Below are 24,753 nucleotides of genomic sequence, written 5' to 3'. Positions count from 1 at the left end.
TCCTCACTTGTCGCCTGCACCGGGAGGCGCGTCGGCGAGCGTCAACTCGGCGACGCCGGCTCCCTCTCGCGTCCGGCGTCGTGCCAGCCAGCCGCCCAGCGTCACCACGAACACCGCACCCACCACCGAGGTCAGGTAGTGCAGCCAGCCCGGCAGTCCCTGCAGCAGCGGCTGCAGCGTGACGTCGCCCACCACCATGCCGCCGGCGATCCAGCCCAGCAGCGCGGCGCCGAGCGTGATGACGGCGGGAAAGCGGTCCATCAGCTTGAGCACGAACTTGCTGCCCCAAACGATGATGGGAATGCTGACCACGATGCCGAACACCACCAGACCGAGGTCGCCCTTCGCAGCGCCGGCCACGGCGATGACGTTGTCCAGGCTCATCACGGCATCGGCGACGACGATGGTCTTGATCGCGCCCATCAGGTGGGTGCTGCCCTCGATGTTGCCATGGCCGTCATCGTCTTCCGGCTGCATCAGCTTGACGCCGATCCACAGCAGCAGCAGCGCGCCGACCACCTTCAGGAAGGGCAGCGCGAGCAGTTGCAGGGCGAAGAAGATCAGCACGATGCGCAGCGCGATCGCGCCCACCACACCCCAGGCGATGCCCTTGTTGCGCTGATGCGCGGGCAGCTTGCGGCACGCCAGGGCGATGACGACCGCGTTGTCGCCGCCGAGCAGGATGTCAATGGCGATGATCTGCAGCACCGACAACCAGAAGGCGGCGTGCATCATGGATTCGAACACGCGTGATTCTCCTGTGTGCGCCGGCTGTTCAGCCCGCCGGCGGAACGGTGGTGGTGAAGCTCGGCCGCGCGAACAGCCGCGCCGCCAGTGCGGCCAGCGCCGCATGGCGGCCGCGCCAGTCGATCTTCGGGAAGCGCAGGTCGAGGTAGCCCAGCGCGCAGCCCGCGGCGACGTCGCCCAACTGCATGCGGTCGCCATTGAGCCAGTCGCGGTCCGTGGCGCGGCGCTCGAGTTCGACCAGGGCGCGCTCCACCTTCTCGAGCTGGCGCGCGATCTCGCGCTCGCTGCGCTCGCCGTCGGGGCGGCGCGACTCGAGCAGCGCGGCGACTGCCGCATCGGTGATGCCGTCGGCCAGCGCCTCGTTCTGCCGCACCCGCACGGCTGCAAGCGCGTCGGCGGGCAGCAGCCGCGGCGCCGCGTCCAGCGTCTCGAGGTAACCGGCGATCACCGGCGAATCGAAGAAGATGTCGCCGGCGTCGGTGACCAGCGCCGGCACCTTGCCGAGCGGGTTGACCGTCGGCACCCGGGTGTTCGCCTCCCAGGGCGAATCGACCACCAGTTCGAAGTGCAGCGCCTTCTCCGCGAGGATCACGCGGATCTTGCGGGCGTAAGGGCTGGTGAGCGAGGCGAAGAGCTTCATCGGGATCTCCTGCGTCGGGGTGGCAAAGTCAGCGGCGGGTTCAGGCCAGCGGCGGAAGGTTGCGCGCGATGATGTCGCGGATCACGTGCAGGCGGGCATGGAAGAAATGGTCGGCGCCCGGCACCACCGTCACCGGCAGCTCCTGCGGGCGCGCCCAGTCGAGCACGTTGGCGAGCGCGACGGTCTCGTCGTTCTCGCCGTGGATGATGAGCGTCGGAATGGACTTGGGCACTGGCGGCGTGTCGTAGTGGCGTGCGCCATCGGCCGCCATCCCGGCCGCCATGCCCACCAGCACGAGCTGGCGCGGCGGCGCGATGCCGTCGGCGAGGCGATTCGCCACTCGCGTCTGCACGAAGCCGCCGAACGAGAAGCCGCCCAGCGCCAGCGGCGACACGCCCCAGCGCGACTGCGCCCAACTGATCACCGACAGCATGTCTTCGGTTTCGCCGTTGCCGGCGTCGTGCGCGCCCTCGCTCTTGCCCACGCCGCGGAAGTTGGGCCGGATCGCCACATAGCCGAGGTCGCGGAAGCTGCGCGCCAGCGTGTGCGCCACCTTGTTGGTGTTGGCGCCGCCGAACAGCGGATGCGGGTGGCACACCAGCGCGATGCCGCGCACCTCTCCCGGCGCGTCGATCAGGACTTCGATGTTGCCGGCCTGGCCGCGCAGCAGCGCGGATTCGGTGGGCAGCGGGCGGCTCATGCGGCGTCCTCCGGCAGGCGCAGGCGGTCGACGATGCGGCCCTGCACCAGATGGGTGTCGATGATGTCGTCGACGTCGTCCTTGTCGACGTAGGTGTACCAGACGTTGTCGGGATAGACGACCAGCACCGGCCCCTCGTCGCAGCGGCCCAGGCAGCCGGCCTTGTTGATGCGCACGCTGCCCTTGCCCTTCAGGCCGAGCGCGGCGGTGCGCTCCTTGGCATAGGTCTGCAGCGCGCTGGCGCCGTGGTCGTTGCAGCAGCTCTCGCCGTTCTGGCGCTGATTGCAGCAGAAGAAGACGTGGTGTTTGAAATAGCTCATCGCGGGTTCGTCTCGGTGCGCCGGCGCCATGTTCGCGGGCGGCGCCTGCGCGGCAGTCGGGTGGTGGTGCGTTGCCGCCCCGGCGTGGTGGCCGGGTCCTGATTTGGTGCTGCGGATTATAGACGCCGCTCGCGCGAATCCGGGCGGCCGCTCAGGTGCTCGCCACGCCACAGGCCCACGGCGGACAGGTAGGCCAGGGCAAAGAACGGCCACAGGCTGTCGGTGAGCTGGGTCAGCCCGTGGAAGTTGAGGAAGTTGCTGAAGTTCGTCAGGCGCTGCTCATACACCACATAGGGGTTCTCAGGCATCAGGTTGACCAGCGCGGTGCTGGCCAGCAGCGTCATGCCCGCCAGAGCGTGCTGCAGTACGCGCGGCAGCATCAGCGCCCCGGCCAGCAGCGCGCCGCCCAGCAGCAATCCGCGTCCGGTCCCGGGCGTGAGCCAGGCCAGCGGTGCCCCGGGCACGAAGAAGGTGGCGGTGGCCAGCGTCTTGGCGCCGACGCCGAGCAGCAGCACAAGCACCAGGGGCCACACGGTGGTGTGGCGCATCATGCAGCGCGCGAACAGCCCGATCGCCAGCACCGACAGCGTGGTCAACGCCATGTCGAAGGCCATGAAACGCTCGGCGCTGAAAGGCAGCGGCGCAGCGATGCCGAGCAGGTTGCGCACGTCGCCGCTGGCGAACAGCAGGTCGGTCGCGGTGAGCTGGCTCAGCAGCCACAGCCCGACGAGCACCAGCCCCGCGTCGCCGGTGTTGCCGCCGATGACGTAACGCGTGCGCCAGCGCCGCGCACGGCCATCGCGTCCGAACAAGCTGCGTCCCCAGCGCATGCCAGGCAGCGTGCCGAGCAGCGCACCCAGCGTGTTGCCGCCCAGGTCCACGTTGCTGGCGACGCGCGACGGCAGGAAGTTCTGTGCCGTCTCCAGGAACAGGCTCAGCAGGCCGGCGGCCAGCGTCGCGACGAGGATGCTGCGCCTGGCCGCCCATTTGCCGGGCAGGGCAGCGACCAGCAGGAAGCCCAGTGGCAGGTAGCCCAGGACGTTGAACACCAGGTCGGCAAGGACGAAGTACTTCGGCCACGGTGCCACCAGGAAGTCGAACGCCGGCAGTCCGCTCGCTTTCCAGCCTGCGAAAGGATGCAGGGAGGCGTAGGCGATCAGCAGCGCGTAGGCGAGGGCGAGGTTGCGCGGCAAGGCCGAAGCCGGGCGCGTCGTCGTGGGCATGCAGACGGAACGGAGGCGCAGCATCGAGCTGCAGGAGGGTCAAGTGTAACGGCAGCGCCGTGCGCTGCGGTCCGGTCTGTGCAGCCGACGGCCGCGATGGGAGTCTGGGGGCGGCTGCGCCGCATCGCGGCCAGGTCCGCTCCCACCCGGGTATGCGGTGTGCCGGGGCTTTTCCTGTGGGAGCGGCGACAGCCGCGATGCGGAGGCGCTCGTGCTGCCTGGCGCCATCCGGATGCACGCGCAGGGCTTCGCGCACTGTCCTGGTGCATCGCCGCGGCAGGGGTGAGCCCGGAAACCGTGCATCTCCTTTCTTTTCCGCTCGGATGCAGGGATTGCACGCTTCTTGCGTAGCAGTGCGTCACTCAGTCCGAAAAATCACGAGGCGTCCCCGTGTCGATACACGTCAAGCTCAATCACGTCACCCATTACCGTTACGACCGGCCGGTGAGCCTGTCGCCGCAGGTGGTGCGCCTGCGCCCCGCGCCGCACTCGCGCACGCCGATCCATGCCTATTCGCTGAAGGTCGAGCCCGTCGGCCACTTCATCAACTGGCAGCAGGACCCGCAGTCGAACTACCTCGCACGCCTGGTCTTCCCCGACAAGGCCACCGAGCTGCGCATCGAGGTCGATCTGGTGGCCGAGATGTCGGTCATCAACCCCTTCGACTTCTTCCTCGAGCCGGTGGCGGAGAAGATTCCCTTCGTCTATGCGGACGAGCTGAGCGTCGAGCTGGCACCCTATCTGGTGAAGGCGCCGGCCGCCGCGCTCGGGCCGAAGTTCATCGACTACCTCGAATCCATCCCGCGCGAACCCAAGGCCAGCGTCGATTTCCTCGTTGCGCTCAACCAGCGCCTGCAGCAGGACATCCGCTATCTGGTGCGGCTCGAGCCCGGCGTGCAGACGCCCGAGGAAACGCTGACGCTGGCGAGCGGCTCCTGCCGCGACTCGGCCTGGCTGCTGGCGCAGTTGCTGCGCCACCTCGGCCTGGCGGCGCGCTTCGTGTCGGGCTACCTGATCCAGCTCGTGCCCGACGTGAAGTCGCTCGACGGCCCTTCCGGCACCGAGGTGGACTTCACCGACCTGCACGCCTGGTGCGAGGTGTACCTGCCCGGCGCCGGCTGGGTGGGGCTGGACCCGACCTCGGGCCTCTTCGCCGGCGAAGGCCATATCCCGCTCGCCTGCTCGCCCGAACCTTCGTCGGCGGCGCCGATCACCGGCTTCACCGACGAATGCGAATGCGAGTTCGAGCACCACATGAAGGTCGAGCGGGTGTGGGAGGCGCCCCGCGTCACCAAGCCCTACACCGACGAACAGTGGGCGGCGATCGAGGCCCTCGGCCACCGTATCGATGGCGACCTGGGCGCCCACGACGTGCGCCTCACGCAGGGCGGCGAGCCCACCTTCGTGTCGCTCGACGACCGCGACGGCGCGGCCTGGAACAGCGACGCGCTCGACCCGCAGCAACGTGATGCGAGCAAGCCGAGCAAGCGCACACTGGCCGAGAACCTGATGTTCCGGCTGAAGGACCACTACGCGCCGCAGGGCCTGCTGCACTTCGGCCAGGGCAAGTGGTATCCCGGCGAGCAGTTGCCGCGCTGGTCGCTGAACTGCTACTGGCGCCGCGACGGCGAGCCGATCTGGCACGACCCGGATCTGTTCGCGCGCGAGCTCTCCGGCACCGCGGTGGACGAGGCCATGGCGGCACGCTTCCTCGCGCGCGTCGGCGAACGCCTCGGCGTGGATGCGCAGTGGATGATGCCGGCCTTCGAGGATGCGTGGTACTACCTGTGGCGCGAGCGCCGGCTGCCGACCAACGTCGATCCACACGACTCGCGCGTCGACGATCCGCTTGAGCGCGCGCGTCTGAGCAAGATCTTCGACCAGGGCCTGAAGCAGGTCATCGGCCATGTGCTGCCGATCGTGCGCAATCACGCGGGGGCCTGCCGCTGGCAGAGCGGCCCGTGGTTCCTGCGCAGCGAGCGCCTGTACCTGATCCCTGGCGACTCGCCCATCGGCTACCGCCTGCCGCTGGACTCCCAACCCTGGGTGGGGAAAGGCGATTTCCCCTGGATCCACCACGCCGATCCCAACCAGGCCTTTCCCGCGCTGCCGGCGCACGCAGAGCTGCGTCAGCAGTTGCGGCCGACCGGCGCTGCGGGCGGTGCCACCGTCGGCGCCGACAGCGGACTCGGCTTCGAGGCCCATGGCGGCGGCTGGACCCCCGGCCGCGCCGAGCATGCCGGCTTCCGCGGTGCGCAGGGCGAGGCGGCAGTGCCGCTGCCCGGCGCGGCGGAAGCCGGGCTGGCGACGCGCGACGAGCGCATCGCCCCCACGCGCCGGCCGCAGCCTTTCGAATCCGCCGCCTGGATCACCCGCAGCGCGATGTGCGCCGAACCGCGCGGCGGCCTGCTCTACCTCTTCATGCCGCCGACCGCGGCGCTGGAGGACTACCTCGAGATCGTCACCGCGGTCGAGGACACCGCGGTGGAGTTCAAGCTTCCCGTCGTCCTCGAAGGCTACGAGCCGCCGTCCGATCCGCGCCTTGCGCATTTCCGCATCACCCCCGACCCGGGCGTGATCGAGGTCAACATCCACCCGGCAGCCAACTGGGACGAGCTCGTCGAGCGCACCTCCACGCTCTACGACGAGGCCCACCAGTCGCGCCTGTCGACCGAGAAGTTCATGCTCGACGGCCGCCACACCGGCACCGGCGGTGGCAACCACTTCGTGCTCGGTGGCGCCACGCCGGCCGACTCGCCCTTCTTGCGTCGTCCCGACCTGCTGCGCAGCCTGGTGAGTTACTGGCACAACCACCCCAGCCTGTCCTACCTGTTCTCGGGGCTCTTCATCGGCCCCACCTCGCAGGCGCCGCGTGTCGACGAGGCGCGCCACGACTCGGTGCATGAACTGGAAGTCGCCTTCCAGCAGCTCCCCGAGGTCGGCGCGCAGGTCCCGCCGTGGCTCATCGACCGCCTGCTGCGCAACCTGCTCATCGATGCCAGCGGCAACACGCACCGCTCGGAGTTCTGCATCGACAAGCTCTACAGCCCGGACAGCGCCACCGGCCGCCTTGGCCTGCTCGAGCTGCGCGCCTTCGAGATGCCGCCGCACGCGCGCATGAGCCTCGCCCAGCAACTGCTGCTGCGCGCGCTCATCGCGCGCTTCTGGCAGCAGCCCTATGCGCCCGGTCGGCTGCGGCGCTGGGGCACCGAGCTGCACGACCGTTTCCTGTTGCCGCACTGGGTGGCGGAAGATTTCCGTGACGTCGTCACCGAGCTGCGCGAATTCGGCTATCCGATGGAGTTCGACTGGTTTGCGCCGCACTTCGAGTTCCGCTTCCCGAAATACGGTGAGTTCGCCGCGCGCGGCGTCGACGTCGAGCTGCGCATGGCGCTCGAGCCCTGGCATGTGATGGGCGAGGAGGGCGCGCCCGGTGGTACCGTACGCTATGTCGATTCCTCGGTGGAGCGCGTGCAGGTGAAGGTCAGCGGCCTCAATGACGATCGCCATGTGCTCACCTGCAACGGCCGCGCGGTGCCGCTGCAGCCGACCGGTGTGGTCGGTGAATTCGTCGCCGGCGTGCGCTACCGCGCCTGGCAGCCGCCGTCCTGCCTGCATCCGACGATCGGCGTGCATGCGCCGCTGGTGTTCGACCTGGTCGACGGCTGGATGCAGCGCTCGATGGGCGGCTGCGTGTATCACGTGGCGCATCCGGGCGGGCGCAACTACGAGACCTACCCGGTCAACCCGTACGAAGCGGAAGGACGGCGCCTGGCGCGCTTCACCACCACCGGCCACACGCCGGGCCGCATCGCGCCGGCAGCGGCGGAGCGCAACGCCGACTTCCCCTTTACCCTCGACCTGCGCCGGCAGGGGTGAGGGACGATGCAGGTCCAGTTGCAGAGCCCGCCCGAACTGCTCGCCGCCTACGCGGCACGGCCGGATCGCTACGACGAGCTGTGCCAGCGCATCGGTAGCGTCGTCGTGGTGCGGCCGCACTGGCGCGAGTTCTTCCGTGGCCTGGCGGCGCTGTCGGCGGGCGAGCTGGCGGCGCGGCGCGCGACGCTGCGGCGCCAGATCCACGAGAACGGCATCACCTACAACGTGTATGCCGACCCGCGCGGCTTCGAGCGGCCGTGGGAGCTCGACCTGCTGCCCTACATCCTGCCGGCGGCCGAATGGGCGCAGATCGAGGCGGCGGTGATCCAGCGCGCGACGTTGTTCAACCGCATCCTCGCCGACCTCTACGGTGAGCAGACGCTGCTGCAGCAGGGCCTGATTCCGCCTGCGCTGATCTACGGCCACAGCGGCTTCCTGCGCCCGCTGGTGGGCGCGAAGCAGCCGGGTGACCTGTTCCTGCACCTGTATGCGGTCGACCTGGCGCGCTCGCCCGACGGCCGCTGGTGGGTGGTGGCCGACCGCACGCAGGCACCTTCGGGCGCCGGTTATGCGCTGGAAAACCGTGGCGTGGTGGCGCGCGCGCTGCCCGAGCTGTATCGCGCAGCCGGCGTGCAGCCGCTGGTGCCCTTCTTCGAGGGCTTCCGCGACAGCCTCGCGGCGCTGGCCCCGGCCGACGCCGCAGAGGGCGGCGACGAGCCGCTGATCGTCGTCCTCACGCCGGGTCCCTACAACGAGACCTACTTCGAACACGCCTTCCTCGCGCGCGAGATGGGTTTTCCGCTGGTCGAAGGCCAGGACCTGACGGTGCGTGACGAGAAAGTCTTCCTGCGCACGCTGGACGGGCTGCGCCGGGTGCATGTGATCCTGCGCCGGGTGGACGACAGTTGGTGCGATCCGCTGGAGCTGCGCGACGACTCGGCGCTGGGCGTGGCCGGGCTGGTGGCGGCGGTGCGCGCGGGCAAGGTCACGGTGGCCAATGCGCTGGGCAGCGGCATCCTCGAGACGGGGGCGCTGCTGGGCTACCTGCCGCGCCTGGCGGAGCATCTGCTGGGGCAGAACCTGAAGATGCCATCGGTCGCGACCTGGTGGTGCGGCGAGCCGGCCGCCTGCGACTACGCCTTGAAGCACCTGCGCGAACTGGTGCTGAAGCCGGCTTATCCGACGCTGGGGCAGCGCCCCGTGTTCTGCCGCGACCTGCCGGCGGAGGAGCTGGATGCCCTGGCGGCGAGCATCGTCGCACGGCCCTTCGACTTCGTCGCGCAGGAGATGGTGAACATCTCGCAGGCGCCGGTGCTGGCGACCGAGGATGCATCCGCCAGCCTGGTGGCGCGCAACATCGGCTTGCGCGTTTTCGTCGCCGCGAGCCCCGACGGCTTTCGCGCCATGCCGGGTGGCCTCACCCGCGTCGCCTCCGGTCCCGACACCCGCATCGTGTCCATGCAGCATGGTGGTGGCAGCAAGGACGCGTGGGTGCTGGGTGAGCGGGTGCCGCCGCGCGCCGCGGCGCGCATCGTCCCCGGGCTGATTGCGCCTCCCGAGCGGCGGGCGCGGGCACTCAGCCTGTCGAGCCGGGTGGCGGAGAACTTCTTCTGGCTGGGCCGCTACAGTGAGCGCGCGGACACCGCCGTGCGCCTGGGCCGCGAGACCCTGGCGCGTCTGGGGGGCCTGGCCGGCGGCGCCGATGCCGCTCCGGCCGAGGCTGCGGAGCCGGGCAGCCGACTGTCGCCCGGCGCGATGGCGCTGGCGGCTGCCGCGGCGGAGCGTGATCCGACGCTGGCGTCCTTGCTCGGGCTGTGCCGGCGCATCGGCATCGTGCTGACGCCAGCGGACGCAGCAGCGTCGCCGCCGTTGCGCGCGCTCGCGCCCGCCGAGAATTTCGCGCACGCATTGTTCGATCCGGCCTGTGGCGGGGTCGCCGCCAACCTGCGCCTGGTGCTGCGCCTGGCCGGCCAGGTGCGCGACCGCCTGTCGCCCGATAGCTGGCGCATCTACAACCGCCTGTCCGAATTTGCCACGTTGGCCGACAGCACTTCCTGCCTCGGCGACGCACTGGACCGGCTGGACGAAGCGATGCTGTCGCTGGTCACCCTGTCGGGCTTCGTCATCGAGAGCATGCCGCGCGATGCGGCATGGCGCTTCCTGTCGATCGGCCGGCGCGTCGAGCGGCTGCAGTTCCTCTCCGCGGCACTGGCGGCCTTGCTGCCGACCCCCGGCACCGGTGCGCTGCAGGCGCTGCTGGCCGTCACCGATGCCGAACTGCGTTATCGCAGCCGGCATGCGCGCGGGCTGGCGCCGCAGCCGGTGGCTGAGATGGTCATGCTCGACGGCGACAATCCGCGGGCGCTGCGCTATCAGCTCGAGTCGCTCATCGAGCACGCCGCGGCATTGCCGGGCGGTGCCGGGCTGGCGACGCCGCTGCAGCATCGGCTCGAGGCGCTGAGTTCGCTGTCGCTGTGCGACTGCCTCGTCCGCGAACTGGCCGGGGCGAAACAAGGCAGGGCGAAAGCGGGCGCGACCGGTAGCCATTGCGAGCTCCTGCAGCAGGCGCTTGCAGAGACCTGGGCGTGCGGCAACCGGCTCGCGGATGCCTTGTCGCAGCGCTACTTCACGCATCTGGACACCCGCAGCCAGGCGACCGCCTCGCGGTGAGCGTGCAGGAGAGTCCGGAATGCCCCTCTACGACATCGCGCATGACACCATCTACCGCTACGACAGCGCGGTGATGCTGTCGCAGCAACTCGCCCACCTGCGACCCCGCGACTGCGCCGGCCAGCACTGCCTGGCGCACACGCTGACGATCGAGCCCGGCGAGGAACGGCGTCGTGAGCGCATCGACTTCTTCGGCAACCCGGTGACCGCCTTCAGCCTGCAAGCGCCGCACGACACGCTGGCGGTGCATGCGCGCTCGCGGGTCAGGGTAAGGCCATCAACGTGGCCCGAGCCCGCGGACAGCGCGCCCTGGGAGCTGGCGCGCGAGCACCTGCGCAAAGGGCTGTCGGGGCACGCGCCGCTGCAGGACGATGCGCGCGATGTCGGGCAGTACCGCTTTGCCTCGCCCTTCATCCCCCTGGGCGACCCGTCCGCGCGTCTTGGCGACTACGCGCTCAGGAGCTTCCGGCCGGGCCGGCCGATGGTCGAGGCCCTGCTGGATCTGGCCTCGCGCATCCATGCCGATTTTCGGTTCGATCCGGCGGCCACCAGCGTGGCGACGCCGGTGGCCGAAGTGTTCGAGCGCCGCTGCGGCGTGTGCCAGGACTTCTCGCACCTGATGATCGCCTGCCTGCGTGCGATCGGTCTGGCTGCGCGCTATGTGTCGGGCTACCTGCTCACCGAACCGCCGCCCGGCCAGCCGCGGCTGATCGGCGCCGATGCCTCGCATGCCTGGGTGGCCGCCTGGTGCCCCGGGGTGGGGTGGGTGGATGTCGATCCCACCAACGACATGCGGCCCGACGGTGCGCACGTCACGCTGGCGTGGGGGCGCGATTATGGCGATGTGTGTCCGTTGCGCGGCGTGATCCTCGGCGGTGGCGGGCACCGTGTGGACGTGGCGGTCACGGTGACACCGGTCGGGAGCGGCGCCCTGCCGCAGCACGCCGCCCGCGAACGGTGATCGAGCGGTGATCGAGCTTCTGGTGCATGTGGCATGCCGCATGCACCGCAATGATGCGCGGATGGCCGAGATGGTGCGCACCAGCCGGGTGCGACGCCGCGCAGCCGCGGTTTGACGCGGGTTTGGCGCTGGCACGGTTTCTGCTGAAGTCAAATCGGAAAGGGGAGTCTGAACATGTCCGAAGCGACCAGAACCGGGGCCAAGCCCTACGACGAGATGCACTCTGCGGACGGCGCCGTGCGCCCGCACTACCAGCCCTATGAGCGCTGGCTGCACGAGATGCCGCGCGAGTTGATCGAGCGCAAGCGCAGCGAGGCCGACATCGCCTTTCATCGCGTCGGCATCACCTTCAACGTGTATGGCGCAGAGGGCGGCAAGGAGCGGCTGATCCCGTTCGACCTGCTGCCGCGCATCATTCCGGGCAGCGAGTGGCGCGAGCTCGAGCGCGGCCTGGCCCAGCGCGTGCGCGCCCTCAATGCCTTCCTCGCCGACATCTACCATGGCCAGGAAATCCTGCGCGCCGGCCGCATCCCGGCCGACCAGATCCTCGACAACGCGCAGTTCCGCCCCGAGATGAAGGGCGTCAAGGTGCCCGGCGGCCTGTATTCGATGATCGCCGGCATCGACCTGGTGCGCGCGGCCGGGGCCGACGGCAAGGGCGAGTTCTTCGTGCTGGAGGACAACCTGCGCGTGCCCTCGGGCGTGAGCTACATGCTGGAGAACCGCAAGATGATGATGCGGCTCTTCCCCGACCTGTTCTCGCGCTACCACGTGCAGCCGGTCGATCACTACCCCGACCTGCTGCTGGAGACGCTGCGCGCGGTGGCGCCGGCCGGCGTGGTCGACCCCACGGTGGTGGTGATGACGCCGGGCGCCCACAACAGCGCCTACTTCGAGCACAGCTTCCTCGCCCAGCAGATGGGAGTGGAACTGGTCGAAGGCCAGGACATGTTCGTGCAGGACGACGTGCTGTACATGCGCACCACGCAGGGACCGCGGCGGGTGGACGTGATCTACCGCCGCATCGACGACGACTTCCTCGACCCGCTCGCCTTCCGCGCCGATTCCATGCTGGGCGTGCCCGGCCTGATGCGCGCCTACCAGGCCGGCCACGTGACGCTGGCCAACGCGGTGGGCACCGGCGTGGCCGACGACAAGTCGATCTATCCCTACGTGCCGGAGATGGTGCGTTTCTACCTCGGCGAGGAGCCCATCCTCAACAACGTTCCCACCTGGATGCTGCGCGAGCAGGACGACCTCGCCTACGTGCTGGACCGCCTCCCCGAGCTGGTGGTGAAGGAAGTGCACGGCGCGGGCGGCTACGGGATGCTGGTCGGGCCGGCGTCCACAAAGGCCGAGATCGAGGACTTCCGCCAGCGCATCCTCGCCGCGCCCGAGAAATACATCGCCCAGCCCACGCTGTCGCTGTCGACCTGCCCGACCTTCGTCGAGGCCGGCATCGCGCCGCGCCACATCGACCTGCGTCCCTTCGTGCTGTCGGGCGGCAAGCAGATCCGCATGGTGCCCGGCGGCCTGACCCGGGTGGCGCTGAAGGAAGGCTCGCTGGTGGTGAATTCGTCGCAGGGCGGCGGCACCAAGGACACCTGGGTGGTCGACTGAGCCCGCGCGCCCAACCGCCGACAAGAACGATACGGAGGATTGCATCATGCTGAGCCGCACTGCCGACCACCTGTACTGGATGGCCCGCTACACCGAACGCGCCGAGAACACCGTACGCATGCTCGACGTGTCCTATCGCATGTCGATGCTGCCCGGTGTGAATGGCGACGGCCACGCCGACTGGCGCGCGATCCTCGACATCAGCGAGCTGACCGACGCCTATGCGCGCACCGGCCGGCCGCTGAGCCCGCGCGACGTGATCGAGTTCGTGCTGCTCGATCGCGACAACCTGTCCAGCGTGTGGAACTGCCTGCGCGCGGCGCGCGAGAACGCCCACGCGGTGCGGGGCAAGCTCACCAGCGAGATGTGGGAGACCACCAACACCACCTGGCTGGAGATCCGTGAGCTGACGCCTGCCCGCTTGCAGGACATGGACCTCGGCGCCTTCTTCGAGTGGGTCAAGTTCCGCTCGCACCTGCTGCGCGGCGTCACCGTGGGCACCATGTTCCACGACGACGCCTTCCAGTTCGCGCGCCTGGGCACCTTCCTCGAGCGCGCCGACAACACCGCGCGCCTGCTCGACGTGAAGTACCACGCGCTGATGCCGGCGGGCGAGGACGTGCACAACGCCACCGACTACTACCGTTGGGGCTCGCTGCTGCGCTCGGTGTCGGCGTTCGAGACCTACCGCCAGGTCTATCGCGATGTCATCACGCCGCACAAGGTGGCCGAGCTGCTGATGCTCAACGATGCCATGCCGCGCTCGCTGCACGCCTGCCTGGACGAGATCGTCGACATCCTCGGCCAGGTCGCGAATTCGCGTTCCTGCGAGACGACGCGCAAGGCCGGCGCGTTGCATGCCAGCCTGCACTACGGCAGCATGGACGACATTTTCGCGGTCGGCCTGCATGAATCGCTGGAGAAGTTCCTCGCCTGCATCAACAAGCTCGGCGACCGCATCAGCAACGATTTCCTGATGCCGGTGGCCACCCCATGACCTACTGCGTTGCCATGCGCCTCGACGAAGGCCTGGTCTGCCTGTCCGACTCCCGCACCAACGCCGGGGTGGACCACATCAACACCTTCCGCAAGATGACCGTCTTCGAGCGCCCGGGGGATCGTGTCGTGGTGCTGATGAGCGCCGGCAACCTCGCCATCACCCAGGCGGTGGTCAACCTGCTGCGCGAACACGCAAGCGTGCAGGACCATGAAAGCGTGTGGAGCGCGGCGACGATGTTCGAATGTGCGCGCATGGTGGGCGACACCGTGCGCAAGGTCTACCAGCGCGACGCCGGGCCGCTGAAGGAGTTCGGCGTGGACTTCAACGCCTCCTTCATCCTGTGCGGGCAGATCGACAGTGAGCCGCCGCGGCTGTTCCAGATCTACGCCGCGGGCAATTTCATCGAGGCCACGGAGGACACGCCCTACTTCCAGATCGGCGAATCCAAATACGGCAAGCCCATCATCGACCGCGTCGTCACCAGCGCCACCTCGCTCGACGAGGCCGCCAAATGCGCGCTCATCTCGATGGACTCCACCATCCGCTCGAACCTGTCGGTGGGCCTGCCGCTGGACCTGCTGATCTACCGCAGCAACGAACTGAAAGTCGCGCGCCACGTGAGCATCGACGCCGAGAACCCCTACTTCAACATGATCCACGGCCAGTGGGGCGCCAGCCTGCGGCGCGTGTTCGCCGAGCTGCCCGACCCCGACTGGGCGAACTGGGCGGAGGATGCATCGGCGTCTGCTCCTCGCTAGCCCGGCAGCGAGCAGGCAAAAATTTCGAGAAACCCCTTGTAATTGATTTTGTTGCAGTGCAACATACGAATCACATCAAGAGTTTGCAGCTTCCAGATCAATCCAAGGAGTCTCACCATGAACATGTCCGCTGAAAAATTCGTCGCCGCCGGCAAGGCCAGCATCGAGACCGGCCTGCAGGCCGCTTCCGCCGCCAGCGCCAGCCTCTTCTCCGCCGTCGAGCGCCTGTCGAGCCTGAACCTGGCCGCCGCCCGTGCGCTGTTCGACGACAGCATCGCGCTGAGCAAGTCGGTCGCCGAAGCCAAGGACCCGAAGGCCCTGGCCTCGCTGCAACTCGGCCTCATCACCCCGGTGCTGGAAAAGAACGTCGCCTATCTGGGCTCCGTCGCCAGCATCGCCGCCCAGGCCCAGGGTGAGCTGAGCAAGCTGTACGAAACCGAAGCCGATCAACTGGTGAAGAACCTGAACGCCGCGGTCGAGGATTTCGCCAAGAACGCGCCGGCCGGTTCGGAAGCTGCCGTCGCCGCGCTCAAGAGCGCCATCGCCAACGCCACCGCCGCCTACGAAGGCGCGACCAAGGCCGCCAAGCAGGTGTCCGAAGTGGCCCAGGCCAACGTCGAGAGCGCCACTGCCGCCGCCGTCGAGACCGTCTCCAAGACGACCCAGGCTGCCGCCTCGGTGCTGAAGGCCGCCTGAGCCTGAGGACCCCGCGCGTGCGGTTCGCACGCATGCAAAAGCGAAAGGGCCCTGCGGGGCCCTTTCGCTTTTGGTACGGCCGGTTTGCGACCGCACTGCGCCCTCGCTACCATCCCGGCGATGCCAGCCACCGCCACCGATCTCGACGTCTTCGCCTGCCCGCTCGACGGCCTCCGCCTGGTCGAGGCCTCCGCCGGCACCGGCAAGACCTGGAACATCTGCGGGCTCTACCTGCGCCTGCTGCTGGAGCAGGCGGTGCCGGTCGAATCGCTCCTCGTCGTCACCTTCACCCGCGCCGCCACCGCCGAACTGGCGACCCGCATCCGTGACCGCATCGTCGATACCCTCAGGGTGCTGGAGGGCGGCGAAGCCGACGGTGATCCCTTCGTCCCGTCGCTGATCGGCGCCGTGCTCGCCACCGGCCGCCTCGCGCATGACGACATGGCGCGCCGCTTGCGCACCGCACTGCAGGCCTTCGATGAGGCGGCGATCTTCACCATCCACGGCTTCTGCCAGCGCGCCCTCGCCGACACGCCCTTCGCCGCCGGCCTGCCCTACGCGCTGGAGCTGGTCGAGGACGATGGCGAACTGCGCCTGGAAGTGACGCAGGACTTCTGGCGCCGCGAGATCGCCGGCGGGGATCTGCCGCAGCCGCTGGCCGACCGCCTGCTGCAGCGCGGCGACAGTCCGGAGAGCTGGGCGGAGCTGCTCGCCGGCGACATGGCGCGGCCGCTCGCCGAACGCCGTTGGGACGAATTCCCCACCGACCCGGACCTGGCCGCGGCCGCCGTGCGCATCGACGCTGCATATGCTGCGGCACGACGCTGCTGGCAGGGCGAGGAGGCCGCCATTGCCCGGGCCCTGGACGATGCGCTGCCCGGCCTCAACGGCAACAGCTACAGCAAGGAGTCGGTGGCGCGCGCCAGCCAGCAGTGGGCCGCCTGGCTTGCCGCCGGCGATGCCCGTGCGCCTTTGCCCGAGGACAGCAAGCTCGCGCTGCTGACTGCGGCGATGCTCGAACGGCGCACCACCAAGGCCGGCCTGGCGAAGGGCATCGCGCCGCCGAAGCATCCCTTCCTCGACGCGGCCGGCGAACTGCTCGCGGCGCGCACCGAGGCCGAGGACCGCATCGAAGCCGCGCGCCTGGCCCTGCTGCGCCGTTTCATCGGGCAAGCCACCGAGGAGCTGCGCCGGCGCAAGCGCGAGCGTCGCCAGATCGCCTTCGACGACATCCTGTGGAACGCCTACGACGCGCTCACCGCCGGGCGCCAGCCGTGGCTGGCGGCGGCGCTGCATGCGCGCTTTCCGGTGGCGCTGATCGACGAGTTCCAGGACACCGATCCGCTGCAGTTCGCCATCTTCGATCGCATCTACAACGCCGAAGGCCGCCACGGCAGCCTGTTCCTCGTTGGCGACCCCAAGCAGGCGATCTACAGCTTCCGCAGCGCCGACCTGCACACCTATCTCGCCGCGCGCGAGCGCACCGACACACGCCATACCCTGCGCCACAACCAGCGCTCGTCGCCGGCGCTGATCGAAGCCTGCAACCGGCTGTTCGGCGCCAATCCCGGGGTTTTCATGTTGCCCGGGCTGGCCTACGAGCGTGTCGATGCCGGCGCCCGCCCGCGCGCGCCTTTCGTCGATCGCAGCGCGAGCGGCGCCAGCCCGGCCGCGCTGCGCCTGTGGCGGATTCCGCGCGACGAGGAGCTCGACGACGATGACGGCGGCGGCGAGGGTGGTGAGCGCCTGCCGCGCGGAATGGCGATACAGCGCGCCGCGATGGCCAGTGCCGCCGAGATCGCGCGCCTGATCGCCGCGGGTGGCACGGGCGAGGTCCGCATCGGCGAGCGCGGCCTCGTCCCCGCCGACATCGCCGTGCTGGTGCGCAGCCATGCCCAGGGTGCGCGCATGCGCCGCGCACTGGCGGCCTTCGGCGTCGGCAGCGTGGAGCTGTCGCAGGCGAGCGTGTTCTCCAGCGAGGATGCGGAGGAACTCGAGCGCGTGTTGCTGGCGATCGCGGAGCCCGCGCGCGAGCGGCGCGTCAAGGCCGCGCTCGCCACCGCGGCGATGGGGCGCGATGCCGGGGCGCTGGCTGCGCTCGCCGCCGACGAAACGGCGCTGCTCGCGGCGCTGGACGCCTTCGCGCGCTGGCGCGACACCTGGCTTGCGCGTGGCTTCGGCGTCATGCTGCGGCAGTGGATGGCCGACGAGGACGTGGCCGCGCGGCTGCTTGCCCGCGCCGACGGCGAGCGCCGCCTCACCAACCTGATGCACCTCGCCGAACTGCTGCAGCAGGCCGCCGGCAGTGCCTCGCCCGAGGTGCTGCTGCGCACGCTCGCCACCCGCCGCCGCGACGGTGCCGGCGGCGACGCGGCGCAGCTTCGGCTGGAGTCGGACCGCAACCTGGTGCAGATCGTCACCATCCACCGCGCCAAGGGTCTGGAATACGGCGTCGTGTTCTGCCCCTTCCTGTTCGATGGCTATCCGTCCGGCGCCGAGGGCGGCGACACGTGCGCCTGGCACGACGATGACGGCCGGCTGGTGCTCGACTACCGGCGTGGCGCGCGCGCGGATGACGACATCAAGGCCCGCATGCGCCTGGAGCGCGACGCGGAGAGCGTGCGCCTGATGTACGTCGCGCTGACGCGCGCGATACATCGCTGCTACCTGGTGGTGGGCTGCTACGCAAAGATCACCCGTGGCAAGGCGAGCTACGGCGAAGCCGGCCGCAGCCTGCTGAACTGGATGGTGGCGGGCGCCGAGGTCGAACTTTCCGCCTGGCGCACGCACAAGATGACGCCGGCCGAGATCGATGCGCGCTGGCGCGCGGTGGTGGGCGCGAGCGTGCTCGACGGGCAGCCGACGATGTCGCTCACCGACCTTCCTGACGGCAGCGGCGCGGCGCTGCCGCCCGCGCAGGTGGCGGGTGCGCGACCGCGCGCGTTGCGGCCGCCGGCGATACCTGCGGGCTGGCGCATCGGCAGCTTCAGCGCGCTGCTGTCCGGCGCGGCGCACGAGCAGGCGGCGCTGGACCATGACGCGCGCGCGCTGCCTGCCGCCGAAATTGGCGCGCCGGGCAGCGAATCGGAAGCGGCATGGGGCGCACCGCGTGCCGCTGCGGACAGCGCGGCGATCGCCGACGACGACATCCTGCGCTTTCCACGTGGGCCGGTGGCGGGCGACTGCCTGCATGCGGTGTTCGAGCGCATCGACTTCACCGCGCCCGAGGGCTGGGAGGCCGCCATCGCCGCGGCGCTGGCCGACCATCCGCAGCGCCTGCCGACCGCTGCGGACGCCAGCCGCCTGCCGCGCATGCTGCGGCGCATGCTGGACGACGTGCTGGCAACGCCCTTGCTGACCGATGGCGCATCCATGCTGCGGCTGGACAGCCTGCCGACAGCACGCCGGCTGGTTGAGCTCGGCTTCCATCTGCCTGCGCCGCGGCTCTCCGCCGCCGCCCTCAATGCCTGGCTGGCTGCGCGCGGCTACCGCGTTCCGCGCCTCGCGTTCGCCGAGCTGAGCGGCTACCTGAAAGGCTACGTCGACCTGGTGTTCGAGCACGACGGCCGTTACTGGGTGCTGGACTGGAAGTCGAACCACCTCGGCGACGGAATCGAGGACTACGCGCCGCCGCGCCTCGAGGTGGCGATGCAGGCGCACGGCTACCACCTGCAGCATCTGCTCTACAGCGTGGCGCTGCACCGCCATCTTGCCCGCAGCCTGGCGGGCTACGACTACGAGCGCCACTTCGGCGGCGTGCTCTACCTCTTCGTGCGTGGCGTACGCCCGGGCTGGCGCCAGGATGGGCAGCCAGCGGGTGTGTTCCACCACCGCGCAGAGCACGCGACGATCGCCGCGCTGGATGCCCTGCTGGCCGGGGTGGCGTCCGCGCTCGACGAGGTGCCGGCATGAACGACACGCTTCCGGCACAGTTCGACCTCGCCGATGGCTTCGCCGCGCACGTGCTCTCCTGGGCCCGCAGCATGGGGGCGCCGGCCGACAGCCTCGCCGTGCTGCCGGGCGTAGCGCGTGCGCTGAGCCTGGCGGCGAGCGCGGGCCATGTGTGCCTGCCGCTGGCGGAGTTCCAGCGCGCGGAGGGCAGCGCCCAGGCGCTGGCCGTGGAGGCGCTGCGCGAGCGGCTGCTGCATAGCAGCCTGGTGGCGAGCGAAGACGAGATCGGTGGGCCGCGGCCTTCGCCAAAGCCGATGGTGCTCGACGCGGGAGACCGTCTGTATCTGCGCCGCTTCTTCGACCTCGAATGGCGTCTCGCCCGGGCCCTGGCCTCACGCGCCCGGGCGCGCACCGCCGAGCCGGCGGGCGAGGGCGTCGCCGCACTGCTCGATGCGCTCTTTCCGCCACGGGCGGACGCTGCCGGCCCCGACTGGCAGAAGCTCGCCGTGGCGCTCGCGCTGGACGGGCGGCTGACGGTGATCAGCGGCGGTCCGGGCACCGGCAAGACGACGACTGTCGCCGCGCTGCTCGCCTGCCTGCTGCAACGCGAGCCGGCGTTGCGCATCGCGCTGGCGGCGCCCACCGGCAAGGCGGCGGCGCGCATGCTCGAGGCGCTGCGTAGCCGCGCGCAAGGCCTGCCGAAGGCGCTGCGCGCACGCCTGCCGGACGAGGCCCACACCGTGCATCGCCTGCTGGGCGTGACGCCCGCGCCGGGCCGCTTCCGCCACGATGCGGACAATCCGCTCGCCGTCGATGTGCTGGTGGTGGATGAGGCTTCGATGCTGGACCTGGCGCTGGCGGCGCGGCTGTTCGACGCGCTGCCGCCCGCGGCGCGCGTGGTGCTGCTCGGCGACAAGGACCAGCTTGCTGCGGTGGAGGCGGGCGCGGTGTTCGCCGAATTGTCGGCTACGCGGACATTGACGCCGGCCATGCTGGAGCGCCTCGCCGCGCTGTGCGGTACGCCGGCGGCGAGGATCGCGCAGGCGCTGGCGGGCGATGACGCAGCGGCGGGCGAGGCGCGCGCGGTCCAGGGCGCAGCCGACGCTGTGGAGACGCTCGCCGACAGCGTGATCTGGCTCAGCGAGAGCCACCGTTTTCGGGGTGATTCGGGCATCGGCCGCCTCGCCGCGGACATCAACGCCGGCGCCGGTGGCGCGGCGCTGGCCTGGCTGCAGGCGGGCGAGGACGCGGCGGCGCAATGGATCGCCGATGAGGGCGCGCGACCGGGGCCGCAGACGCTGGCGCGCATGCAAGCCGGCTACGCGCCCTACCTGGATTGCCTGCGCGACCAGCGCGGCGATGTGCAGACGCGCGTGGCGGCGGCCTTTGCGGCCTTCGACCGCTTTCGCGTGCTGGCTGCGGTACACGAAGGGCCGCGCGGCCTGGCGGCGCTGAATGCCCATCTTGAGCGCCATCTTCGCGCCGCCCTCGGCCTGCCCGTCGCCACGGGCAGCGCGGGACGCTGGTATCCCGGCCGGCCGCTGATCGTGCTGCGCAACGACTACCTGCTCGGCCTCTACAATGGAGACGTCGGTCTGTGCCTGGCGGACGAGGGTGGCGAGCTGGTGGTGTATTTCCCGCGCAGCGGCGGCGGTTTCCGCGCCGTCGCGCCGCTGCGGCTGCCCGAACATGACACCGCCTTCGCCCTCACGGTACACAAGAGCCAGGGCTCGGAGTTCGACGAGGTGCTGCTGGTGCTGCCGGCGGCGCCGAGCCGGGTGCTGACGCGAGAGCTGCTGTATACCGGCGTCACCCGCGCGGCGCGCCGGGTGGCGCTCGCCGGCCCGCAGGACGTGTTCCTCGCCGCCTGCGCCGCCCGTACCCGACGCCATGCCGGCCTCGCCGCGCGCCTCGCGCAGCGCGCGCGGGCCGGCTTTCGCTGATCATCGACCAGGAGTTCCACGTGCCCCAGCCTACCCTCAAGCAGCGCAAGACTTTCGCGCTCATCCGCATCATCGGCGGTCTGTTCGCCGGCTGCTATCTCGGCTACGTCGTCGTCGTCAATCTTGCTGCCGGGCTTCCTTTCGACCGCACGCTGATGTTCACTGCGCTCGTCGCGGTGGCGGGTTTCGCCTATGCCGCCTGGTACCTGCGCGACCTGTCCGCGGTGGCGCGCGAGGAGGGCGAACAATCGACCAAGTAGCGCACCGCACCCGGTGACCGGCGCATCGCCGGGGCGGCGATTTTTGTATCCGCATGAATCGACATGCACCGTGCAAGGCCAGACGATGGCAGCATCCCGCCTGACGGGCGAAGGCCTGCCGCAGCAGCTTGTGTATTCTCCACGCCTGCAGCCGGATCCCGTCCCAAAACCCCAACAATCCCATTCGAGGTGCGTCATGAAAAAGTTCAAGCGGCTGCTGTCCGTCCTGCTCATCGTCAGCTTTTCCGGTGTCAGCATGGTCCAGAACGTGCAGGCTGCCATGGTGAGCACCGAACAGGTCGCCCAGGCCGCGGCGGTGCAGCAGGCGGGTGACAGCCATGCGCGTCTCAACGACATGCTGGCGCGTACCGAGGTGCAGGCCGAACTGCAGCGCTACGGCCTGACCGAGGACCAGGCGCGCGAGCGCATCGCCGCGCTCACCGACGAGGAAGCCGCGGCGCTGGTCAAGCAGGTGGACGACGCCCCGGCTGGCGGCATCATCGGCGCGATCCTGCTGGTGTTCTTCGTGCTGCTGCTGACCGACATCCTTGGCCTGACCAAGGTCTTCCCCTTCACCCGCTCGATCCGCTGAGTCTGCGTCCGATGCCGGGGTCCAGCGCCGCCGCAAGGCGGCGTTTCCTTCTGGGCGGGGCGGCCGTCGCAGCGCTGGCGCTGTCCGGCTGCGCGGTGCAGACGCCGCGACTGCTCGCCTCGCCGCCGGACGGACTGCCGCGACGGGTGGAGCTGAGCGCCACGCCTTTCTTCCCGCAGGAGGATTACCAGTGCGGCCCGGCGGCGCTGGCCACCGCGCTCAGCGCGGTGGGCTTGCCGACGCGGCCGGAGGCCCTTACCGGCAAGGTTTTCCTGCCGGGGCGCGAGGGTTCGTTGCAGATCGAGATGCTCGCCGGCGCGCGCCGCTCGGGCGCGGTGGCGACGGTGATTCCCGGCACGCTGGAGGCGGTGATGCGCGAGACCGCTGCGGGCAACCCGGTGGTGGTGCTGCAGAACCTGGGGCTGTCGTGGGCGCCGTCCTGGCATTACGCGGTGGTGATCGGCTACGACCTCGACGCGGGCGTTTTCCTGCTGCGTTCCGGTCCGATCGAGCGCCAGGAATTGCCGTTGTCGACCTTCGAGCACACCTGGGACCGGGCGCAGCGCTGGGCCTTCGTCGCGCTGCCGCCCGACAGGCTGCCGGCGACCGCCGACGAGGTGGAAGCCACCCGCGCGCTGGTCGCCTTCGAGCGCACCGTGCTGCCGCGCCAGGCGGCGCAGGCCTACGCCGCAGGGCTGGCGCGCTGGCCGGGCAGCCTGACGCTGGCGATGGGGTTGGGCAACGCCAGCTACGCCGCCGGCGACCTCGAAGGTGCGCGCCGCGCCTTCGCCGCTGCCGCGCAGCGGCATGACGCCGCTGCCGCCTACAACAATCTCGCGACCGTGCTGCTCGAGCTGGGCCGCCGTGCGGAGGCGCGCGTCGCGGCAGTGAAGGCGGTCGGGCGCGCCGGAACGGAGGGTGCGATCGCCGACAGCGCGCGCGCCACGCTGCGCCGCATCGACGACGCCGCTCCCCCCGCCCCCAGGCGCCAGCGCCGCCGACCGACCGCGGCGCCGTCGCCGGCCAGCCCGTGAGCAAGCGTCTGCGCCGCTCGCCACTGGCCGGATCCGCGCTGGGCAAGTCGCTGCAGCGCGCGGTGACGGCGATGACGCGCGCCACCTTGCGCAGCGGCAGCCGCATGGCCGGTACGCTGGCGAAGCGGGCGGTGGACGTGGCCGCGGAGCAACTGCGGCCGCCGCCCGGGCCGGGCGACTGGATCAGCGGCCAGGCCATCGGCGCTGGCGGCGTGCGCCGCTTCTTCCTGTTCCGTCCGCCGGGCGTGACGAACGCCGAGCGCCTGCCGCTGATGGTGATGCTGCACGGCTGCGGCCAGACCGCGGCGAGCTTCGCGCGCAGCACGCGCATGAACCGGCTGGCGGTGCGCGAGCGCTTCCTGGTGCTGTATCCGGAGCAGGACCGGCGCGTGAATCCGCAGGGTTGCTGGGACTGGTACGGCACCGTCACGCGCCAGGCACAGGCCGAGGCGGCGACCCTGATGGCGGCGATCGACCAGGCCTGCCTGCTGTATCCGGTGGACCCGGCGGCGATCGCCGTGGCCGGGCTGTCGGCCGGGGCCGGCATGGCGGCGCTGCTTGCCACCCTGCATCCCGAGCGCTTCCGCGCGGTGGTGATGCACTCGGGCGTGGCGCCGGGGGCCGCGCATTCGGCCGCGTCGGCGCTGGCGGCGATGGGCGGGCGGCGCGATCCCGAGCTGCCTGTGACGTCGCAGCCCCTGCCGCCGCTGCTCGTCATCCAGGGCGACCGCGATCCGCTCGTTGCGCCGGGCAACGGCATCGCCGCCGTGCAGTCGTGGGCGGCGGCGGCTGGCGCGATCGCCGCCGAACCGCGTGCCCTGCAGCGCGGCAGGCGCCATCCGGCAACCGTGACCGACTTCAAGCTGAAGCGAAGGACCATCGCCAGCCTGTGCCTGGTCGAAGGCCTGGGCCATGCCTGGAGCGGCGGCGATGCGCGCCAGCCGTTCAGCGATGCGCACGGCCCGGACGCCTCGAAGATGGCGTGGGCCTTCGTCGCACGCCAGTTGCCGCGCTGACCTGCGCTCAGCCCAGCAGCAGGGCGTCGTCGTCGATCTGTTCGCCGCGCACGCGCTCGAACATCGCCAGCAGGTCCTTCACCGTCATGCCCTTGCGCTCGTCACCGGACACGTCGAGCACCACCTTGCCCTGGTGCAGCATCACGGTGCGCTCGCCCACGTCCAGCGCCTGGCGCATGCTGTGGGTCACCATCATGGTCGTGAGCTTGTGCTCGGCGACGATGCGCACCGTCAGTTGCAGCACGAAGTCGGCGGTACGCGGGTCGAGCGCCGCGGTGTGCTCGTCGAGCAGCAGCAGGCGCGAGGGGCGCAGCGCCGCCATCAGCAGGCTCACCGCCTGGCGCTGGCCGCCCGAGAGCAGGCCGATGCGGTCGGACAGGCGGTTCTCCAGGCCGAGGCCCAGCGTCGCCAGTTGGGCGCGGAACTCCTCGCGCAGCGCCGGCTTCACCGCCCAGCCCAGGCCGCGCTTGTGGCCGCGCATCTCGGCCAGCGCCATGTTCTCCTCGATGGTGAGGTCCTCGCAGGTGCCGGCCATCGGGTCCTGGAATACGCGCGCGACGTGGCGGGCACGTTCCCACACCGGCTGGCGTGTCATGTCGATGCCGTCGATCTCGATGCGGCCGCTATCGACCCGGAGTTCGCCCGAGACGGCGTTGAGGAAGGTGGACTTGCCCGCGCCGTTGGAACCGATCACGGTGACGAACTGGCCCGACGGGATGTCGAGCGACATGCCGCGCAGCGCCCGCGTCTCGATCGGCGTGCCGGGGTTGAACGTGATGTGCAGATCCTGTGCTCTCAACATT

The 24,753-nt window shown here is 70.4% G+C and carries 19 protein-coding genes; 13 read left to right on the top strand and 6 right to left on the bottom strand.

Features of this window, described 5'->3' with window-relative positions:
• Positions 1 to 3 precede the first annotated feature (3 nt).
• The 5 genes from GH664_RS19385 to GH664_RS19365 form a co-directional block, all read right to left on the bottom strand.
• Positions 4 to 747 carry a TerC family protein gene (locus GH664_RS19385; protein WP_228111629.1) on the bottom strand — a complete coding sequence of 248 codons (744 nt, stop codon included), beginning with the start codon at positions 745 to 747 and terminating at the stop codon, positions 4 to 6.
• Between the two features lie 28 nt (positions 748 to 775).
• A complete protein-coding gene (locus GH664_RS19380; protein ID WP_153169712.1) occupies positions 776 to 1,387 on the bottom strand; it encodes a glutathione S-transferase in 612 nt (203 codons plus the stop codon).
• Positions 1,388 to 1,427: 40 nt separating this feature from the next.
• Positions 1,428 to 2,087 (bottom strand): alpha/beta hydrolase, encoded by a 660-nt coding sequence (locus GH664_RS19375; RefSeq protein ID WP_153169711.1) that lies wholly within the window; start codon positions 2,085 to 2,087, stop codon positions 1,428 to 1,430.
• Positions 2,084 to 2,407 (bottom strand): ferredoxin, encoded by a 324-nt coding sequence (locus GH664_RS19370; protein WP_153169710.1) that lies wholly within the window; start codon positions 2,405 to 2,407, stop codon positions 2,084 to 2,086. Before GH664_RS19370 ends, GH664_RS19375 begins: the two co-directional genes overlap by 4 nt.
• Before the next feature lie 116 nt (positions 2,408 to 2,523).
• Positions 2,524 to 3,630, bottom strand: coding sequence for a VanZ family protein (locus tag GH664_RS19365; RefSeq protein WP_153169709.1), 1,107 nt, complete (start codon positions 3,628 to 3,630; stop codon positions 2,524 to 2,526).
• 390 nt (positions 3,631 to 4,020) lie between these two features.
• Between GH664_RS19365 and GH664_RS19360 the strand changes: the two genes are divergently transcribed.
• The 13 genes from GH664_RS19360 to GH664_RS19300 all read left to right on the top strand — a co-directional run bounded on the left by GH664_RS19360 (position 4,021) and on the right by GH664_RS19300 (position 23,950).
• Positions 4,021 to 7,509, top strand: coding sequence for a DUF2126 domain-containing protein (locus GH664_RS19360; protein ID WP_153169708.1), 3,489 nt, complete (start codon positions 4,021 to 4,023; stop codon positions 7,507 to 7,509).
• Between the two features lie 6 nt (positions 7,510 to 7,515).
• Entirely contained in the window at positions 7,516 to 10,179 is a 2,664-nt protein-coding gene (locus GH664_RS19355) for a circularly permuted type 2 ATP-grasp protein (RefSeq protein ID WP_153169707.1), read from the top strand.
• Between the two features lie 19 nt (positions 10,180 to 10,198).
• Entirely contained in the window at positions 10,199 to 11,140 is a 942-nt protein-coding gene (locus GH664_RS19350) for a transglutaminase family protein (protein WP_153169706.1), read from the top strand.
• 174 nt (positions 11,141 to 11,314) lie between these two features.
• Positions 11,315 to 12,760: a circularly permuted type 2 ATP-grasp protein gene (locus tag GH664_RS19345; RefSeq protein ID WP_228111628.1), complete on the top strand. Its 1,446-nt coding sequence runs from the start codon at positions 11,315 to 11,317 to the stop codon at positions 12,758 to 12,760.
• Between the two features lie 46 nt (positions 12,761 to 12,806).
• Positions 12,807 to 13,757, top strand: coding sequence for an alpha-E domain-containing protein (locus tag GH664_RS19340; RefSeq protein WP_153169705.1), 951 nt, complete (start codon positions 12,807 to 12,809; stop codon positions 13,755 to 13,757).
• Complete coding sequence (locus tag GH664_RS19335; protein ID WP_153169704.1) at positions 13,754 to 14,518, top strand: proteasome-type protease; 765 nt, start codon at positions 13,754 to 13,756, stop codon at positions 14,516 to 14,518. The genes GH664_RS19340 and GH664_RS19335 overlap by 4 nt, the downstream gene beginning before the upstream one ends.
• A 117-nt stretch (positions 14,519 to 14,635) precedes the next feature.
• Positions 14,636 to 15,214: a TIGR01841 family phasin gene (gene phaP, locus GH664_RS19330; protein WP_153169703.1), complete on the top strand. Its 579-nt coding sequence runs from the start codon at positions 14,636 to 14,638 to the stop codon at positions 15,212 to 15,214.
• 120 nt (positions 15,215 to 15,334) lie between these two features.
• Entirely contained in the window at positions 15,335 to 19,126 is a 3,792-nt protein-coding gene (gene recB, locus GH664_RS19325; protein WP_153169702.1) for an exodeoxyribonuclease V subunit beta, read from the top strand.
• Complete coding sequence (recD, locus tag GH664_RS19320) at positions 19,123 to 21,048, top strand: exodeoxyribonuclease V subunit alpha (RefSeq protein ID WP_194270448.1); 1,926 nt, start codon at positions 19,123 to 19,125, stop codon at positions 21,046 to 21,048. Before recB ends, recD begins: the two co-directional genes overlap by 4 nt.
• A gap of 20 nt (positions 21,049 to 21,068) precedes the next feature.
• Positions 21,069 to 21,308, top strand: coding sequence for a hypothetical protein (locus GH664_RS19315; protein WP_153169701.1), 240 nt, complete (start codon positions 21,069 to 21,071; stop codon positions 21,306 to 21,308).
• Positions 21,309 to 21,504: 196 nt separating this feature from the next.
• On the top strand, positions 21,505 to 21,900 hold the full coding sequence (locus GH664_RS19310; RefSeq protein ID WP_153169700.1) for a PA2779 family protein: 396 nt from the start codon (positions 21,505 to 21,507) through the stop codon (positions 21,898 to 21,900).
• Positions 21,901 to 21,911: 11 nt separating this feature from the next.
• Positions 21,912 to 22,934, top strand: a complete 1,023-nt coding sequence (locus GH664_RS19305) for a PA2778 family cysteine peptidase (RefSeq protein WP_153169699.1) — start codon at positions 21,912 to 21,914, stop codon at positions 22,932 to 22,934.
• On the top strand, positions 22,931 to 23,950 hold the full coding sequence (locus GH664_RS19300; RefSeq protein WP_228111627.1) for a PHB depolymerase family esterase: 1,020 nt from the start codon (positions 22,931 to 22,933) through the stop codon (positions 23,948 to 23,950). The genes GH664_RS19305 and GH664_RS19300 overlap by 4 nt, the downstream gene beginning before the upstream one ends.
• Positions 23,951 to 23,957: 7 nt before the next feature.
• Here the strand turns inward: GH664_RS19300 and GH664_RS19295 are convergent, their stop codons facing one another.
• A complete protein-coding gene (locus GH664_RS19295; RefSeq protein WP_153169698.1) occupies positions 23,958 to 24,752 on the bottom strand; it encodes an ABC transporter ATP-binding protein in 795 nt (264 codons plus the stop codon).
• Position 24,753 lies beyond the last annotated feature (1 nt).

Source organism: Thauera sp. 2A1 (assembly GCF_009469595.2).
GTDB lineage: Bacteria > Pseudomonadota > Gammaproteobacteria > Burkholderiales > Rhodocyclaceae > Thauera.
The sequence above is the reverse complement of the archived record's forward strand: the minus strand, read 5'-3'. Positions and strand labels throughout refer to the sequence as shown.

Bases quoted from the DNA above. Each gene is read 5' to 3' on its own strand.
- GH664_RS19380 (WP_153169712.1), bottom strand. From the start codon at position 1,387: ATGAAGCTCTTCGCCTCGCTCACCAGCCCTTACGCCCGCAAGATCCGC.
- GH664_RS19375 (WP_153169711.1), bottom strand. From the start codon at position 2,087: ATGAGCCGCCCGCTGCCCACCGAATCCGCGCTGCTGCGCGGCCAGGCC.
- GH664_RS19370 (WP_153169710.1), bottom strand. From the start codon at position 2,407: ATGAGCTATTTCAAACACCACGTCTTCTTCTGCTGCAATCAGCGCCAG.
- GH664_RS19365 (WP_153169709.1), bottom strand. From the start codon at position 3,630: ATGCCCACGACGACGCGCCCGGCTTCGGCCTTGCCGCGCAACCTCGCC.
- GH664_RS19355 (WP_153169707.1), top strand. From the start codon at position 7,516: ATGCAGGTCCAGTTGCAGAGCCCGCCCGAACTGCTCGCCGCCTACGCG.
- GH664_RS19350 (WP_153169706.1), top strand. From the start codon at position 10,199: ATGCCCCTCTACGACATCGCGCATGACACCATCTACCGCTACGACAGC.
- GH664_RS19345 (WP_228111628.1), top strand. From the start codon at position 11,315: ATGTCCGAAGCGACCAGAACCGGGGCCAAGCCCTACGACGAGATGCAC.
- GH664_RS19340 (WP_153169705.1), top strand. From the start codon at position 12,807: ATGCTGAGCCGCACTGCCGACCACCTGTACTGGATGGCCCGCTACACC.
- GH664_RS19335 (WP_153169704.1), top strand. From the start codon at position 13,754: ATGACCTACTGCGTTGCCATGCGCCTCGACGAAGGCCTGGTCTGCCTG.
- phaP (WP_153169703.1), top strand. From the start codon at position 14,636: ATGAACATGTCCGCTGAAAAATTCGTCGCCGCCGGCAAGGCCAGCATC.
- recB (WP_153169702.1), top strand. From the start codon at position 15,335: ATGCCAGCCACCGCCACCGATCTCGACGTCTTCGCCTGCCCGCTCGAC.
- recD (WP_194270448.1), top strand. From the start codon at position 19,123: ATGAACGACACGCTTCCGGCACAGTTCGACCTCGCCGATGGCTTCGCC.
- GH664_RS19310 (WP_153169700.1), top strand. From the start codon at position 21,505: ATGAAAAAGTTCAAGCGGCTGCTGTCCGTCCTGCTCATCGTCAGCTTT.
- GH664_RS19305 (WP_153169699.1), top strand. From the start codon at position 21,912: ATGCCGGGGTCCAGCGCCGCCGCAAGGCGGCGTTTCCTTCTGGGCGGG.
- GH664_RS19295 (WP_153169698.1), bottom strand. From the start codon at position 24,752: ATGTTGAGAGCACAGGATCTGCACATCACGTTCAACCCCGGCACGCCG.